Genomic DNA, 15,033 nt, shown 5'->3' with positions numbered 1-15,033 from the left:
CCGTTATCGTTGATGTCGAGGCGAGCCGTGCGATCCGGCAGGCCGAGGTCGGCGCGGCACGCACCATGATTGACCGTACTCAGGACATCTTCGGTTAAGGCATTGAAATAATGTGAGAATCCAGGCTCCCCAGCCAATTCTCCCGAAAAGCCTTATTTCCTTGATTTTCCAGTCGTGCCGGATCCCGTTTTGGCATTGTTGGCGACCTGATGCCCAGAACTGTAGCCCACAGGTGATGCCCACGCGAAACTTGCGCGGCGACTTGGTCGCAAGCTCAACATGCTGATAGCCGAGCTGAAGATGAAATCGAAAGAACCGATGTCCAAGCAGCAACTCCAGAAACTGTGCGAACACGAGCGCGACGTCATGCTTCTGCATCTCGAGGACGCCGCGCTCGCTGCCAGACGATACGGACGACCTGCCGACATCAAGGAACTGGACTCGATCTTGAGAATGGCTGGCCCTTCAAGCTGCTCGCCATGTTGGGCAAGAACAGTATAAGGTTTGGCAGATTGCTGGGGTTGGGTCAGAAGACGCCGAGGCTCAACCCTTCACTGTGACCTGAAGCAGTTGCATCCGAACTCTTTCGAATGCAACTGGCTCCGGCACGTACTGGCAACCGTAAGCTGGTTCACTCGCTCTGCGAGATCCGCTTGCCAAGCGTCTTCTCAATCGCCTCCGGCTCGACCTCCCACGCATAGTTCAGCTCGTGCTTGATCTTCCAGTTCCCGTCGACACAGGCCCAGCCGAGTTGGGAGCGCGCGTCGAAGGCAACGACATTGCCATCCAGGCGCTCTAGCCGGCCAACGAACCCGACGGCCGAAGAGGCAACCTTGTCTCCCGCGACTACGTGATGACCGTCGGTCATGCCGTGCAGGACCGATCGTGCCCCGTTTTGGAGGCCCTCCCAGTTGGCACCGTAAGCGCCAGAATCCGTAAAGAGCTGCGTATCGCCCGGCGCGTAGTTGTCCCAGTAGATGCCAGCGGCATCCTCGAGATCGTAATACTTGCCCATTTTGTCCGCAAACACGAAAGCCGGATCGCCTTCTCGGCGCTCCCACCCTTCCATGATCCACTCTTCATGCAGGGCCAGTGGGGAACCTGGCCCTTCTTGCGGGCACGTGGCGGCGGCATCTTGTGCGAACGCTGAATCGCCGAAGCCGCTCAGGGCGATCGCAGCAAGGGTGATGGTGTTGATCGTCGTCATCGGCATTCTACCGTTCCTTCTAGACTAGGGTGTTGGACTGTTGACGCCATCGAGCGCGATGATGCGGGAGCCTGCCGCCGCTTGGCGTTGGGCTGCAAGCGGCGCATAGTCGGGCGAGGCAAACAGCTTGCAGATTGCCTCCTTGGCGGGAAACTCGATGATCAGCATGTTGCTCGCTGGCCAGCTCTCCAGTTCAAGCGGCTCGGCGTCGAGCGCGATAAGGCGTCCGCCGGCCTCTGCGACGAGCGGCAATGCCTTGGATCGATAATCCTCGATGGATTGGAGATCGTGGATATCGAGTTCCACGACGAGATAGGCAGCCATGGGTGGTCTCCTTCTGGTTCTATTACGTGATCTGCAATGGCACCCTTCAAGGGAGGTGGCGCCATTTCACCATGCGTTCTCCAAGGTCCAGGGTGCCCCCATCGATGGTAAAGCACCCACCGCCACGGTGATGGAGAGTTCGCCGTTCCTTCCGGCTCTCGTTGATCCAGACCCTTGTCGCCTCCAGGATGAAGAGGTTGTAGGGGTCAGATAGCCGTGTATCGACAACTCGGCATTCGATATTGGCGAGGCAGTCATCGAGGAGGGGCGCCGACACATCTCTGGCAGGCCGGAGCCTGAGGCCGAACCTCTCAAATTTGTCGACCTGCTGCCCGGAGCAATTGCCGACGTCCACTACCGTTTCCGCCAGATCGAGCCCAGGAACCGCAATTACGCATTCCCCTGTCTGCCGAAGCGCCTGGTGGCTATGATCCCATGGACCGATCACGCAGCCGATCAGCGGCGGCTCGTGCTGGATCATCATATGAAAGCCCATCGTCATGACATTGGACAGTCCCTTGGCGGTGGTAGAGACCATGACGATCGGGCCTGGCTCCAGCAGTCGATAGGCGTGCGATGCGGGTACCTCCTTCATGGCAATCTCCCTTGATGAGGTCCCCGCGCAAAGCAGGGACCGATAGGGCAGACTGTTACCAACCCTGTTCAACCGGCAGGACAAACACTTCCGCATCATCCACATGCGCCGGTGCCTGGGCGGCAAAAACGATCGTGTCACCGATATCCTCGCCCTGCAGGAAGGTCATCTGGCCGGCAAGTTCGTCCATCTGCTGGCGGTAGCCTGCGTCGGTAATGTGATCGTAAAGCTCGGTCGCAACCGCGCCTGGCTGGATGCAGGTGACGCGGATATTGTGTTTGGGTCCGACCTCCATACGGAGGCCGTCCGAGAAGGCTGTGACGGCATGCTTGGCGGCGCAGTAGACAGACAAGCCCTTGAACACTTTCCGTCCGGCGATCGAGGACATATTGAAGACGTGCCCGGAGTGCTGCTTGGTCATCTGGGGCAGAACCGCGGCGGTCGTATTCAGCAGACCCTTCACGTTCACATCCACCATCCGGTGCCACTCATCAACCTTGAACTGGTCGATGTCCGACAGCGGCATCAGGCCTGCATTGTTCACGAGGATGTCTATCGAGCCATAGGCGTCGACGAGCTTCTTGACACCTGCTTCGACAGAGGCCTGATCGACCACGTCCATCTGAAGAACAAGAGCTTCGCCACCCTTGGCTTCGATCTTCGTCTTAAGATCCTCGAGCTTCTCCGCACGCCGGGCAGCAATGCCGACCTTGGCTCCTGCTTCTGCAAGCTTTGCGGCCGTCGCGGCGCCAATACCGCTAGACGCGCCGGTTACCAATGCGGTCTTTCCGTTGAGGTTGGTCATTGTCTCACTCCTTGTCTTGAAGGCCGCCTGAGCGGCGGCGTTTCGTTCTGACAGGGAAGAAGCTATAGTGTTCGGCCGCAGCTTTCTCACGGGCCCTTGCTCGAGCTGTCGCGATCTTGCTCAAATCGCGACAGAGATAGATTTAGCCGCGCGGTAGTGCCGCGGCGTCATCCCCGTCTCGCGCCGGAAGACCTGGGCGAAGTGGCTCGGGCTCGAATAGCCTACGGACATGCCGATCTGGATGATGCTAAGATCCGTTTCCTGCAGAAGCTGCTGGGCCCGGGCGACGCGCTGGCGAATGAAGTAGCGGGATGGGGAAAACCCGGTCGCCTTCTTGAATAAACGACTGAAATGAAACTCGCTCATGCCGACGGCTTCGGCCAATCCCCCTAGATTGAAGGGAGCGGCCAAGTTCTGCTCAAGATGAGCAACTGCCCGCCGAAGCTTGAAGCCCGGCAGTGAGGCCTGCCTGTCCTCCTTCTCCGTCTCGCGTGCGGCGTAGTTGCGGACTAAATGAACAGCCAGACTGTGGGCCAGCCCGCGAATGAAGAGGTCGCTCCCCTTCCCTTCGCCAGTCAGTTCCTGATGGATAAGGGCCAGAAGGTGTGACAGTTGCTGGTCCTTGCCGCCGGATATGTCCCGGAGCGCCGGGGGCATGGTGCAGCCTAGCACGTCCTCGGCAACACGCCGGTAAAGAGGCACGGAGAGATAGAGATGCATCACCTGGAAAGGCGAAGGGCCAATGGAGCGCCAGCGCATTTCATAAGGCGTTTGGGAGCGGGTCAAGAAGAAGTCGCCAACCCTGACTTGGCTGGCGGTCCACTCACCATTCAGGTCTCGCTCCTCCACCAGTGCTTCGCCGGACATCACCCAAACGACGAGCGGTTCGGCAACAGCGGGCACAAGGAACGGCTCCTGCTCGCTGCGCCGGGAAAACACTTGCACGAACAGATCTTTCCAGGCTGGTCCATCACCGCTCACCAGGGTGCGACCGGCGATGAACCTTTCCAGACCGCTGGGAGAGGTGCGAGCGGCCACGGCTTCCTCACGGAAGGAACCTCGCATCGTGGTCTGGCGCGCGTGCCCGTTGCAGCCCTGAAGAGTGGTGCGATGCGCATCCGGACTATCCAGCAACTCCATGATGAACATCCTTTCTGGAATAGAGAAATCAAGTGTTCATACTGAATAGGCGCCCGCCTGCTCGTCTAATGGTCTGCAAACCGGCTCTTGTTAATAATGCGATTAAATGATTGGTTTCATGGCACCTCCACCAGACCGCGCACTTCCGCTCGCCAGGTGGCGAATTTACCAGGGCACGGCGCCTTGCGGTTCAACAAAGCGACCAGACACCGCATCATCTCCTAGCAAGGCGTATTCAACCGGCAAGCGAGCGCCTTCGGCAGGCGTTAGGAAACCACGTCCTCCCGTGAGGTCCGTTCTGACGTAACCGGGAGCGACGGCGTTCACCGCGATCGGTGTGTCGCGGAGTTCGGCCGCTAGTTGAACTGTCAGCATGTTGAGCGCAGCCTTTGACGCATTGTATCCCAGCAGCCGTGCCTCGTAGTACGGCGATGTCGGATCGCCGTTGATCGACAGTGACCCGAGCGTAGTGGACAGGTTGACGATGCGTCCCGCGGGAGAGCTGCGCAGGAGCGGCAGCATGGCCTGCGTTACTGCGAGTGTGCCAAGGAAATTGGTCGCCATGGTCCGGCGTACGGCAGCGGTGCTTGCTACGGTCGGTGGGCCGTCCTCGGCATCGAGGATGCCCGCATTGTTCACTAGAACATCAAGTCGATCATATCGGCTGGATATAAGCTCGGCGGCAGATGCAATGCTTGCCTCATCATCGAGATCAATCCGAATGGCTTCCACATGAAGTCCTGCATCGGCCAGTTCCCGGGCCGCATTCTGACCCCGCTCAAGGCTTCGGACACCCATGAGGACGACAATGCCCGCCTCCGCCAGTTGACGGGCGATCTCCAGCCCGATGCCTTTGTTGGCGCCGGTGACGAGCGCAATCTTCTTCGTGTCAGTCATCAATGCTTCCTTCAAATGTTGGTAAAACCTGCGAATAATATATGAAGCATTGTTCACGTCTGGGATTCGCATATGGCCGTCACGCCGCCTGCCCGTCTGCTCCCCCGCAAAAGGCCGCATCAGAAGCGCGCAGCCGTGACTGTTGACGCCATCTTCGAGGCAACTGTTCAGGTTTTGCTGACGCAGGGACTGGACCAGTTGACCACGACCCGCGTGGCCGCCCGTGCTGGCGTGTCGGTCGGCACGCTGTACCAATACTTCCCCAACAAGCAGTCCCTGCTTTATGCGCTCAACGAGCACTATCTCGATGTAGTCGCAGTGAAGGTGGAGACGTGTTGCGCGCGGATGCAGGGTGCATGTCTGGCGGACATGGTCGAGGAACTCGTCGGCGTCTATTGGCAGGCGAAAATGGAGCGCGCCGATCTGACACGCGCCCTTTATCGTTCAGTCGCCGAGCTTGACAATGATGCCCTCATCGAAGTCTTCGCCCGCAGGACGAACGCGGCAACTGAGGCCATGCTCCGCACTGCATCGGACGCCAGACACTCCGACACGACCCTCGTCACCACTACCCTGCTGGCGGTCATCTTCGGGACAGTTCGCAACGTCTTTGAGAGAGATCTTCCCGCCCCGTTGCAGAACAAGCTACGCGGCGAGCTGGCGAAGATGTGTCTCTCTTACCTCAAAGCCACGTAGGCCACGCCGGATCAGGCCCCAGCTAGACCTACGGCTTGGTGCACCGCCTCAATAGGGGAATTCGTCAGCCCAATTGCAGTTTGATAGCGGCCGAACGCTTAGGCGTAGGCGACCCAGCCGCGGAACGTGTAACCGGCGTAGAAAAGCGCAGGCTTTGCAAAACCTGCCTGCCGCAACAGCTCCACCTCCTCTTCGTCGCTCAGAATCGACAAGCGCTCCATCATCGCTTTGGCCGAGGCGACGGCTTTGGCAGGATCCGCTTCACTCCCTGCCGCAAACACCACTGAGCGGGCCAGCCATTCCTCCGAGTCTGCCCCCGCCGGGCAGGCGTGATGGGCCACAACTAGGGGCGCTCCGGGCTTGAGCCGATCCCTCAACTGCCGCAACACCTGCAAGCGTTCCGCCCGGTTGAGAAAGTGAAATGTCAAGAGACAGGTCGCACTGTCGAACCTCCCGGATGGTGCGTCCTCGATGTAACCTTCAACGAGATGTACACGGTCCAGCAAAGGCCCAAGGGTGATCGCGGCCAAACCGAGCATCTGCCTTGAGGGATCCACGCCGACAAAGGTCCAGTTCGGCCGCTCGCTTGCGAATGTCTTCAACTCCAGCCCGCCGCCGGCGCCTAGCACGAGAACTCGGGCATCTTGGGGCGCCTGCTCCGACAGCAAGATCAGTGCCATGCGATGAAGGTCAAAAAAGCCCGGCACACGTTGCGGAGTCAGATCAGCGTATGTGCTCACGAGCCTCGGATCTTCGAATGGCTCTTGTGCGCTTACTGTTGCATCATCCGCCATCTTGGTCTGTCTATCCATTGTCGTGCAGTTCGATTTGCATTGGGCCGATCCTTCGATGGTCCGAATAGAGGACTTAGAGGTCTAAGCACTCGGCGCCAGCGGCAGGGTTACTCTCGCGATGAGGCCTGTGGGTTGCCGATCCAGTAATTGGAAGCTCCCGTGATGCGTTTCGACGATCTCCGACACGATGGACAATCCAAGGCCGAAACCAGCATCCGCGCCACCTCTCGCAGGATCGACCTTGAAGAAGGGCTCTCGAACACGAGCTTTGTATTCCTCTCGAATTCCAGGGCCATTATCGGTCACCTCAATCACCGCAGTTCCTCCGACCTCCGAAAGTGAGACACGCACCTCTGTGCCGAACTTCACCGCATTATGACAAAGGTTGGTGATGGCTCGGGTCAAGGCGAGCGCCTTGAATTGCGCTGCTAGGCGCGGCGGACCGCTGTATGTCACGTCATGCCCCATGTCGGCAAACTCGTCGCAAATTGTTCTGAGGATCGAAGCAAGGTCGGCGCGTTGGAAGGCTTCTTGACTGTGGTTGTCTCGCAGGTATCCGAGACTTTCCTGCAAAAGGTGGTCGATCCGCTGGATATCGACGAGCAGTGCGTCACGGAGTTCACCTGACTGTACGCGCTCTGCGCGTAGTCGCAGCCGCGTCAATGGCGTACGAAGATCGTGACTGATGCCGCGCAGCATGCGGGTGCGCGCCTCGACCATATTGGAGATCCGGCTCTGCATGGCGTTCAGTGCGCGCGCAAGGGCCACGATTTCGCCGCTGCCACGCTCTTCGAACGGTGCCGACTGGACCGAGATGTCTGCCTTCATCGCTGCCGCCGCGATCCGTCGCAAGGGACGAGTGATCGCCCAAACCGCGAAAGAAGAGAACAAGATGATCAGCGTCACGAGGGCCACGAGATAGTTTGAGCCGAAGCTGAGCGCATCGCTGCGCAGGAAGCCGCTCGGTAGGCGCTCCATGACGAGGATGGTACTGTCGTCGACCTTAGCCGCCACGACGCGTTGCGTCCCTACGAAGGTGCGCCAACCGCCAATCGGTTCAGCGACGTTGTCCGGGGGAAACAGCCAGTCTATCGCCACATGAATGAATGGTTCTTGCCGCGAGGAGGTCACGAAACGCTCGGCGTAGGAGCTTGGCTTCAATGAGAGACGCCAGCCACTGCGGTTTGCCGCCTCAACAATCGTGGCTCTCTCTTCGGGCGTCGCAAGAGCAAGGACAGAAGCCATTGCAGTCAGTCTGTCTGAGTAGCTTTCGATGTCGGGAACGCCGTAATCCGCCTCGACCCACCGCTCCAGTGTTGAGCCGGCAATGATCACGATAGCCAAGCAGATGAGAATGATGGCGGTGATCTGCCCGTGGATCGTTGTGAACGGCAGGGGGATGCGAGGTCGCAATTTGCCTCCAGAAGCTTTCGTCGGATGATGCATTCAACAGGGCCGCGTCACCTGACACTTCGCGCGCTGACCAGCTTAGATGCTTCCGCCTGATAAGAATATTAAGTTCTGTGTCTGTGTAGCAAAGCTTAGATCAGGGCACGGATGCTGACACTTTCCTCCCGCAGCCGCCTTAGCCCTGCCTACTGGAAACAAAGCGCAACAAAAAGACATGCCGTGGTAGATCCTTCCATGCCAGGAAATCGGGTGTTGCACCACGGCGCTTGGACAGATGTCTGAGGTTCCGTGTCAAATCACTGGAGCACCCATGTCTTTTACCCAACGGACGATCCAATATTGCCGTTCGAGCGCCCTCCCCGGCGTCGTCGCCGTCAGCCTTGCTGCCATTCCCATGTCGAACGCCAAAGCGGCCGATGCCGGCGTAGCCGTGCAGCCGCCAGAACCACCATTTGACCAGACACGGTTCGACGGCCCACCGGAGCGCAACTGGAGCCTTATCGTCGGTGCCGGTGGTTCTTACGAACCGGAATATGAGGGCAGTGACGAATACAAGCTCAGCCCGATCCCCGTCGTGGTCTTCACTTACGGGGAGTGGCTCGAAATCGACCCCACGGGCGTAACGATTACCGCGCTTCGACATGATGGTTTCGCGCTCGCGGCCAAGGTCGGCTATGAGAGCGGGCGCGACGAGGACGACGGTGACCGCCTCAGGGGGCTGGGTGAGATCGACTTCGCAGCAACTGTCGGTGCAAAGGCATCATACACCTGGAACGGCTTTGAGCTCTATGCAGCGATCGACCAAACCATCGACGGGAGCGAAAGCCTGATTGGCACCTTCGGCGCCGAGTATAAGGCGCCGGTCACAGATCGATTGATCCTGGGTGCAAGCGTCGAGGCGACCGTTGCCAACGACAAGCACATGGAAGCCTATTTCGGCGTGAACGCAGCCCAGTCAGCGCGGTCTGGTCTGCCTGAATACAAGGCGCAGGCCGGACTCAAGCGCGTCGACCTGTCTGCTTCGGCAACCTACATGATGACGGAGAACTGGCTGGTGCGTGGAGAAGCGGGCGTCGGCTTCCTCACGGGCGATGCCGCCGATAGCCCGATCGTCGAGAAGGACGTGCAGCCTTCCGCTTCGCTCTTCGTAGGCTACAAGTTCTAGCAGTCTATGCGCGACGACAAGAAAGCCGGGCCACGCCCGGCTTTTTGCTGTCAAACCTGCTCGACGGTCGCGGCAAACACGTAGCCGCCGAGCCTGACCGTCTGCAGCAGGACCGGATTGCGTGGATCGGCTTCAATCTTCTGGCGCAGACGGCTGATATGGACGTCAACACTGCGCTCGATGGGTCCCGCAAGACCCGTGTGCGTGAGCGAATGCAACTCTTCTCGGGTGATGATCCGGCCGGGATTTCGGCAGAAGGCCAGCAGAAGATCGAACTCCGTCGTCGTCACAGCCACACGAGCGCTGCTCGGATCGTGCAATTGCCTGCGCAACGGATCGATCTGCCATCCCTCGAAGCGAAGCTTTCGCTGGCCGGCGTTGTTGACGAGACCGTAGGACGATCGCCGCAGAAGGCTTCGGATGCGGGCGACGACCTCGCGCGGGCTGAAGGGCTTGGTGACATAATCGTCGGCACCGACCTCCAGCCCCACGATGCGATCTATTTCCTCGCCGAGCGCCGTTAAGAGGATGATGGGCGTGGTCTTCTCTGAGCGGATGCGGCGGCAGATGCTCACGCCATCTTCTCCCGGCAGCATGACATCAAGAATGATGAGATCAAATTCGTTGCTGCGCAGCAGAGCATTCATGACATGCGCATCTTCGGCGACAGTCGGCGTCATGCCGTTCTCCTGAACGGTTAGTGCCAGGAGCCTGCCGATGTCCGGATCATCCTCGACAATCAGAATCTTTGCGTTCGCGCTTGTCACTTGCATCGCGGTTCTTCTCCTGGCTGAAGCGCAGACACTATCCTTGCCGCAGGCCGCAGATGTTTCGGATTATTAAGTTTTGTTGCAGCGCTTGGAAAGGTTTGTGCCGTTGTCAGATCGGCAGTGTCCAAAGGATGGGGAGGACACCGAGGGACTGGGCGAGCTTGATCATCTCGACGGCAGCCCAAGCGCCCAAGAATACCATGCCATCGCGTAGGCTCCTCATGGCGCTCGCGGAGCGTAGCGGCAGGTTGTCACTCTCGCGCCAGAGCGACAGGTCCGGCCAAAGACGCGGGGTGGACCCGCTGTAGTCAGCGAAGCTATTCTCGTGACGCTTGCGCAGGTATTTTTCCTCGCCACGGATCGCCATGTCGAAGGCCAGATAGGCCGCGAACACAAGAACAACAATCGCTAGCACGCTTCCAATCTGCGCCCCGATTCCTGCAATCCCTACAAGACTGAAGAGATAGAGGGGGTTGCGGCTGATCGAGTAGGGTCCGTCGGTCACGAGTTCGGCATTCTTCCGCCCGCCGATATAGAGGAGCGACCAGGCGCGACCCGCGATTGCGGCAAAAATCGCGACCGTGCCTAGTACTTCGAGAACGATGCCAACCAGTGGAGCGACTGGTGGAGCAGCGGTGACGGTCAGATGCCGAACGAAAGCGCTCCAAGTGCACGGAGAGCGTTGATACGGTAGAGCTGGAAGAATGGAACCTGGGCGTGAGTCATGGTCGAAACCTCTAAGAGTTAAAATATCGCTCTGAGGTTTTCGCTGAGCCGTGGCCGCTTCGGCGTGATGAAGTGTTGTGCTGTGTTAAGAGATGCGGAGAAGAATGACGGGGCCAGCCGACCATTGCCGGCCCCGTCACTGCGCGTCTAAACTCGTGACACGCAACCGTCAGCAGTCGCCAGAACCATGCGCTTCAGCCGGCTGGAGGAACGGCCTGAAGCTGCGGTTGAGGCGATCACTGATACCGCTAAGAATGAGATGCAGGGAGGGGATCACGATCAGCGACAGAACCGTGGAAACTAAGAGCCCTCCGATGACGGCGATTGCCATGGGAGCTCTGAACTCTCCCCCATCCCCGACGCCGAGGGCCGACGGCAGCATGCCGCCTGCCATCGCAAGCGTCGTCATGACGATCGGCCGAACCCGCTCCAGACACGCCTCGATTACTGCATCGACACGTGACAGGCCCTGCGCCTCCCGCTCAAGGGCGAAATCAATGAGCATGATGGCGTTCTTGGTGACGATACCCATCAGCATCAAGATGCCGATCACGACTGGAAGGGAGATGGGATAACCGCTCAGGAGGAGAGCTGCCGAAACGCCGCCGACCGAAAGAGGGAGGGATGCCAGAATGGTGAGAGGCGACAGCACGCTCTTGAACAGCAGAATCAACACGATCAGGACCAGCATGATGCCTGCCCCCATGGCGACGGCGAAGCTTTCGAACACTTCCCCTTCCGTATCGGAATCGCCGGTTGCCTGAACGCGAACGCCATCAGGCAGATTCTTGACACTCGGGAGCTGCAGCAGCCGTTCCATCCCCTGCCCCGACGTCAGACCCGCCGCGACATCCGCGCCGATCTCAATGCTGCGTTGGCGGTCGTAGCGGTCGATAGCAGCCACGGTTTCGTCGAAGCTGATCTCCGCCACGGCCGTTAGAGGCACCTGACCGCCATCCGACGCAGGCAGGCCAAGTGTTTCAAGGACTGCCATATTCCCTCGGGCAGCAGGATTGAGGAGCACCCGAACGGGAATCTGTCGGGAACCGTCAACGAAGCTCGCCAGCCGGGAATCGACGTCGCCGACCGTCGATATGCGCAGCGTACTGGCAATCGTTGCTGCGGACACCCCTAGTGTTGCTGCCTTGTCCGTGACCACGTTCACCCTCAGTTCCGGACGTGTTGTGACGTTGTCGCTGATTGGAGCCACAAAGCTCGGCTCGCTCGCCATCTCCTCCAAGATCGTGGTGGCCGCCCTCTGCACCGCATCGCCGTCGCTGCCCAGGACGGAGACGGAGACGTCGCGACCGCCGCGATTGTTGAGGAAGCTGAGGCGGGCATCGGGTATGGCCGCTAGAAGGTTCTCGATCTCAGCCTCGATGCCGAAGGACGAGCGGGACCGTTCCGACTTGTGTTTCAGATCGATCGACACGATCGCATAACGCACGTCCTGGCGACCGCCGATGCTTGATCCAGCACGGACAAGGACGCCCTCCACCTCCTCCACCTTGCCCATCTGAGCCGCTATCGCATCCGTCGTGGCGCGGGTGTCGGCAAGTGTTGCGCCCGGCGGCAGCTCGACCGTCAGCACTAACCGCCCGGTATCCTCTGCGGGCAAGAACGTCGTGGGCACCGAAAGCAGCGACGTCATCGCGATACCGAACAGCGCAAAGGCGATGCTGACCGTTATCCATCTCCAGCGTAAACTAAGGCGCAGCAGTGCTTCATAAGCTGATGACAATCGGCCTTTGCTGCCCTCGGCCATTGGCGCACCGGTCATCACATATGCTGCCATGATCGGAGTGATCAGGCGAGCAACCACCAGCGAGAAAAAGACGGCAACGGCGACAGTCAGGCCGAATTCTCGGAAGTAGAGGCCAACGACGCCGCTCATCAGTCCTACCGGCGCGAAGACAGCGATGATGGTCGCCGAAATTGCGATGACGGCAAGGCCAATCTCGTCGGATGCGTCCAGCGCCGCGCGATAGGCAGACTTGCCCATGTTGCGGTGACGCACGACGTTCTCGATTTCGACGATTGCATCATCGACGAGAATGCCGGTTACCAGCGTGATGGCCAGAAGACTGAGAATGTTAAGTGAGAAGCCAAGCAGATCGAGCGCAAAGAACGTCGGTATGATCGACAAGGGCAAGGCCACCGCAGCAACAAAGGTCGCTCGCCAATCGCGCAGGAAGAGAAACACGACGACGATCGAAAGGGCAGCGCCCTCGAGCAGCGTGTTCATTGCAGAATGATAGTTACCCGCCGTATAGGCCACATTGTCGTCGACGAGGGTAAAGAGCAGGTCGGGACGGGACGTGCCTAGCCCGTCGATGGCCTCGGCAACAGCGGCCGCGACAGCCACGTCGCTTGCGCCCTGGGCGCGATAGACGGCGAACCCGACGACATCAGCGCCATTGAGCGTTGCAAAGCTTCGCGGCTCTGCAATTGTGTCTCGGATAGTGGCCAGGTCTGCCAAACGTACAGAGTTTTCGCCGGAAAGGGCGATGCGCCGATTTTCAAGATCAGCAACGGTCGGTGCCGCCGCCGCGGTCGTCAGCACCTGCTCCCTGCCCTCCAACTCGCTTCGCCCGCCTGACCGGTCGAGCTGGCTCTCCCGTATGGCGTCGTTGATCGTGCTCACGGAAAGCGAAAGCGCTTGCAGCCGATCGGCATCCAGTTCGACATGGACTTCCCGATCCGCGCCGCCGATCCTTTCAACCCGCCCGACACCCGCAAGACCCTGCAAATCGCGTATTACGGTATCTTCGATGAACCAAGAGAGTTCCGCCACCGTCATGTCCTGACTGGTAACGGTGTAGGTAACGACCGACTGGGCCTCCTCCTCGATCCGTTCGATCACCGGTTCGTCGATAGTACTGGGAAGGTCTCCCCTGATGCGGGGACTACGTCGCGCACGTCGTCCATCGCCCTGTCTGGCGACACCATTCCGAGTTCGAATTCCACGGTTGTGACCGACTGGCCCTCGCCAACCGTCGAGGAGACTTCCTTGACGGTCGGCAGCGACGCAATGGCATTCTCAATAAGTCGCGTAACCTCAGTCTCGAGCCCCACCGGCGAGGCGCCGGACTGTTCAACGGTCACCTTCACCGCAGGCGTAACGATGCTAGGGAAATAGGTAATGGGCAGCTTGGCGAAGCTGTAGAGCCCAACGACCGTGAGTACCAAGAAGAGAAGAATGGACGGGAGCGGATTACGGATCGCCCAAGCCGAGATGTTGCCATTCATTGCACGGCTCCGGCCTCTGCCGTCGTGGCAAGTGAGGCTGCCAAATCATCTTGCGATGACCGATCAGCGGCCATGACAGGCAACACCCGGTCCGCCGGCTTCAGAAAGCCACCTGACTTGAGCACGATCATCTCTCCATCGTTGATGCCACCGATGATCTCGACCTGCCCGTCCTGGCGCGCTCCGACAGACACCTGTCGGGTGCCTACGACATCGCCCTCCACTACAAGCACGCTGCTTGAACCGCCTGCAGTCCGCACCGCGCTGCCCGGCAGAATAATGTTTCGGCGAGCCGAGGTGTTAATGTTGCCCCGCACAAAGATGCCTGGCTTCAGGCCGTCTACCGCGTCGAGCTCGATCCGCACCTCTCCGCTCCGCGTCGTGGCGTCAAGCTCGGCTGCATGCAGTCTTACAGTCCCGCCAACAGGACGTTCGTGCCCCGGCAACGCGATATCCGCACGCATGCCTTTGCTCAGTCGTACGAAACTCGTTTCCGTGACCTTGGCAACGAACTCGATAGCCGCATCCTTGGCTATTACGAAAAGGGGGGTACCGGAACCCGAGGTCATGGCGCCAATCCGCGCTGATCGCCTCAGCACAAGCCCCGCCTCGGGCGCCCGCAAGGTGCTACGGCCGATTGTCAGCTCGATTTCCCTGCGCTCGCGTGCAATGATCTCCGCATCAGCTTCGGCAAGCACCAGCGACTGACGCGCTAGGCTCATCTCCGCCAGTGCGCGGGCATGGGCATTCTCGTGTTCATCTAACAACTGCTGGGAAACGGCACCCTTAGGGTGCAAGGCGCGGCTGCGCTCCAACGTCTTTCTGGTCTCCAGTTCGCTGACGCGAGCGACGTCGACCTTTCTGGCCTCAACCGACACAGCGGCCTTCGCCCGCCGCATGCGCACCAAGTTCTTCTCGAGCTGCATATGCGCATCAGTCGTATCCAGCACGGCCAAGGCTTGGCCCTTTTTGACGTAATCCCCGCTCTCCACCAGGATTTTCTCAATTACCTGCCCCTGAACGAGGGAATGAACCTGAACCTCCTCCTTTGCCGCCAGCGAACCGACCACAGGGATTCGTTCTGTCACTTCGCCATTTCGGGCGACGACGACGGTAACTGGCATTTGCTCCTTGGCTTGCGGCGTTGAAACGACCGCAAGTTGGAGGAAAACGGCGCCAACGCTTAACGCCTTCGAAAGGAGCGACTTCGGGACCGCGACCATAACACCACCTCACATTTGCCCGTAGGCATCTG

15 protein-coding genes are annotated in these 15,033 nt (G+C 59.6%); 2 read left to right on the top strand and 13 right to left on the bottom strand.

Annotated features, from left to right (window positions below):
• Window positions 1–631: 631 nt before the first annotated feature.
• The 6 genes from LXM96_RS12645 to LXM96_RS12620 form a co-directional block, all read right to left on the bottom strand.
• Window positions 632–1,213, bottom strand: a complete 582-nt coding sequence (locus LXM96_RS12645) for a hypothetical protein (RefSeq protein WP_239998903.1) — start codon at window positions 1,211–1,213, stop codon at window positions 632–634.
• An 18-nt stretch (window positions 1,214–1,231) separates the two neighbouring features.
• Window positions 1,232–1,531 (bottom strand): DUF1330 domain-containing protein, encoded by a 300-nt coding sequence (locus tag LXM96_RS12640; RefSeq protein WP_239998902.1) that lies wholly within the window; start codon window positions 1,529–1,531, stop codon window positions 1,232–1,234.
• Between the two features lie 46 nt (window positions 1,532–1,577).
• Window positions 1,578–2,126, bottom strand: a complete 549-nt coding sequence (locus tag LXM96_RS12635) for a flavin reductase family protein (RefSeq protein WP_239998901.1) — start codon at window positions 2,124–2,126, stop codon at window positions 1,578–1,580.
• A gap of 55 nt (window positions 2,127–2,181) precedes the next feature.
• On the bottom strand, window positions 2,182–2,931 hold the full coding sequence (locus LXM96_RS12630; RefSeq protein WP_239998900.1) for an SDR family oxidoreductase: 750 nt from the start codon (window positions 2,929–2,931) through the stop codon (window positions 2,182–2,184).
• 120 nt (window positions 2,932–3,051) lie between these two features.
• Complete coding sequence (locus tag LXM96_RS12625; RefSeq protein WP_239998922.1) at window positions 3,052–3,996, bottom strand: helix-turn-helix domain-containing protein; 945 nt, start codon at window positions 3,994–3,996, stop codon at window positions 3,052–3,054.
• Window positions 3,997–4,236: 240 nt separating this feature from the next.
• A complete protein-coding gene (locus LXM96_RS12620) occupies window positions 4,237–4,968 on the bottom strand; it encodes an SDR family oxidoreductase (RefSeq protein ID WP_239998899.1) in 732 nt (243 codons plus the stop codon).
• A 135-nt stretch (window positions 4,969–5,103) separates the two neighbouring features.
• On the opposite strand from LXM96_RS12620, the gene LXM96_RS12615 reads away from it, so the two are divergent.
• Window positions 5,104–5,664 carry a TetR/AcrR family transcriptional regulator gene (locus LXM96_RS12615; RefSeq protein WP_239998898.1) on the top strand — a complete coding sequence of 187 codons (561 nt, stop codon included), beginning with the start codon at window positions 5,104–5,106 and terminating at the stop codon, window positions 5,662–5,664.
• A 98-nt stretch (window positions 5,665–5,762) separates the two neighbouring features.
• Here the strand turns inward: LXM96_RS12615 and LXM96_RS12610 are convergent, their stop codons facing one another.
• Window positions 5,763–6,344, bottom strand: coding sequence for a class I SAM-dependent methyltransferase (locus LXM96_RS12610; protein ID WP_239998897.1), 582 nt, complete (start codon window positions 6,342–6,344; stop codon window positions 5,763–5,765).
• 195 nt (window positions 6,345–6,539) lie between these two features.
• On the bottom strand, window positions 6,540–7,871 hold the full coding sequence (locus LXM96_RS12605) for an ATP-binding protein (RefSeq protein WP_239998896.1): 1,332 nt from the start codon (window positions 7,869–7,871) through the stop codon (window positions 6,540–6,542).
• A gap of 307 nt (window positions 7,872–8,178) precedes the next feature.
• On the opposite strand from LXM96_RS12605, the gene LXM96_RS12600 reads away from it, so the two are divergent.
• Window positions 8,179–9,033 carry a MipA/OmpV family protein gene (locus tag LXM96_RS12600; RefSeq protein ID WP_239998895.1) on the top strand — a complete coding sequence of 285 codons (855 nt, stop codon included), beginning with the start codon at window positions 8,179–8,181 and terminating at the stop codon, window positions 9,031–9,033.
• A 50-nt stretch (window positions 9,034–9,083) separates the two neighbouring features.
• Here the strand turns inward: LXM96_RS12600 and LXM96_RS12595 are convergent, their stop codons facing one another.
• The 5 genes from LXM96_RS12595 to LXM96_RS12580 all read right to left on the bottom strand — a co-directional run bounded on the left by LXM96_RS12595 (window position 9,084) and on the right by LXM96_RS12580 (window position 14,902).
• Window positions 9,084–9,806: a response regulator transcription factor gene (locus LXM96_RS12595; protein WP_239998894.1), complete on the bottom strand. Its 723-nt coding sequence runs from the start codon at window positions 9,804–9,806 to the stop codon at window positions 9,084–9,086.
• Window positions 9,807–9,912: 106 nt separating this feature from the next.
• On the bottom strand, window positions 9,913–10,407 hold the full coding sequence (locus LXM96_RS12590; RefSeq protein WP_394801952.1) for a methyltransferase family protein: 495 nt from the start codon (window positions 10,405–10,407) through the stop codon (window positions 9,913–9,915).
• 291 nt (window positions 10,408–10,698) lie between these two features.
• Complete coding sequence (locus tag LXM96_RS12585; RefSeq protein ID WP_317208247.1) at window positions 10,699–13,392, bottom strand: efflux RND transporter permease subunit; 2,694 nt, start codon at window positions 13,390–13,392, stop codon at window positions 10,699–10,701.
• Window positions 13,389–13,778 (bottom strand): efflux RND transporter permease subunit, encoded by a 390-nt coding sequence (locus LXM96_RS21610; RefSeq protein WP_262913622.1) that lies wholly within the window; start codon window positions 13,776–13,778, stop codon window positions 13,389–13,391. Before LXM96_RS21610 ends, LXM96_RS12585 begins: the two co-directional genes overlap by 4 nt.
• Window positions 13,775–14,902: an efflux RND transporter periplasmic adaptor subunit gene (locus tag LXM96_RS12580; RefSeq protein WP_239998893.1), complete on the bottom strand. Its 1,128-nt coding sequence runs from the start codon at window positions 14,900–14,902 to the stop codon at window positions 13,775–13,777. Before LXM96_RS12580 ends, LXM96_RS21610 begins: the two co-directional genes overlap by 4 nt.
• Window positions 14,903–15,033: the final 131 nt, after the last annotated feature.

It is taken from the genome of Rhizobium halophilum (assembly GCF_021648825.1).
In the GTDB taxonomy this organism is placed as follows: domain Bacteria; phylum Pseudomonadota; class Alphaproteobacteria; order Rhizobiales; family Rhizobiaceae; genus Neorhizobium; species Neorhizobium halophilum.
The sequence above is the reverse complement of the archived record's forward strand: the minus strand, read 5'-3'. Positions and strand labels throughout refer to the sequence as shown.

Bases quoted from the DNA above. Each gene is read 5' to 3' on its own strand.
- LXM96_RS12645 (WP_239998903.1), bottom strand. From the start codon at position 1,213: ATGCCGATGACGACGATCAACACCATCACCCTTGCTGCGATCGCCCTG.
- LXM96_RS12640 (WP_239998902.1), bottom strand. From the start codon at position 1,531: ATGGCTGCCTATCTCGTCGTGGAACTCGATATCCACGATCTCCAATCC.
- LXM96_RS12635 (WP_239998901.1), bottom strand. From the start codon at position 2,126: ATGAAGGAGGTACCCGCATCGCACGCCTATCGACTGCTGGAGCCAGGC.
- LXM96_RS12630 (WP_239998900.1), bottom strand. From the start codon at position 2,931: ATGACCAACCTCAACGGAAAGACCGCATTGGTAACCGGCGCGTCTAGC.
- LXM96_RS12625 (WP_239998922.1), bottom strand. From the start codon at position 3,996: ATGCGAGGTTCCTTCCGTGAGGAAGCCGTGGCCGCTCGCACCTCTCCC.
- LXM96_RS12620 (WP_239998899.1), bottom strand. From the start codon at position 4,968: ATGACTGACACGAAGAAGATTGCGCTCGTCACCGGCGCCAACAAAGGC.
- LXM96_RS12610 (WP_239998897.1), bottom strand. From the start codon at position 6,344: ATGGCACTGATCTTGCTGTCGGAGCAGGCGCCCCAAGATGCCCGAGTT.
- LXM96_RS12600 (WP_239998895.1), top strand. From the start codon at position 8,179: ATGTCTTTTACCCAACGGACGATCCAATATTGCCGTTCGAGCGCCCTC.
- LXM96_RS12595 (WP_239998894.1), bottom strand. From the start codon at position 9,806: ATGCAAGTGACAAGCGCGAACGCAAAGATTCTGATTGTCGAGGATGAT.
- LXM96_RS21610 (WP_262913622.1), bottom strand. From the start codon at position 13,778: ATGAATGGCAACATCTCGGCTTGGGCGATCCGTAATCCGCTCCCGTCC.
- LXM96_RS12580 (WP_239998893.1), bottom strand. From the start codon at position 14,902: ATGCCAGTTACCGTCGTCGTCGCCCGAAATGGCGAAGTGACAGAACGA.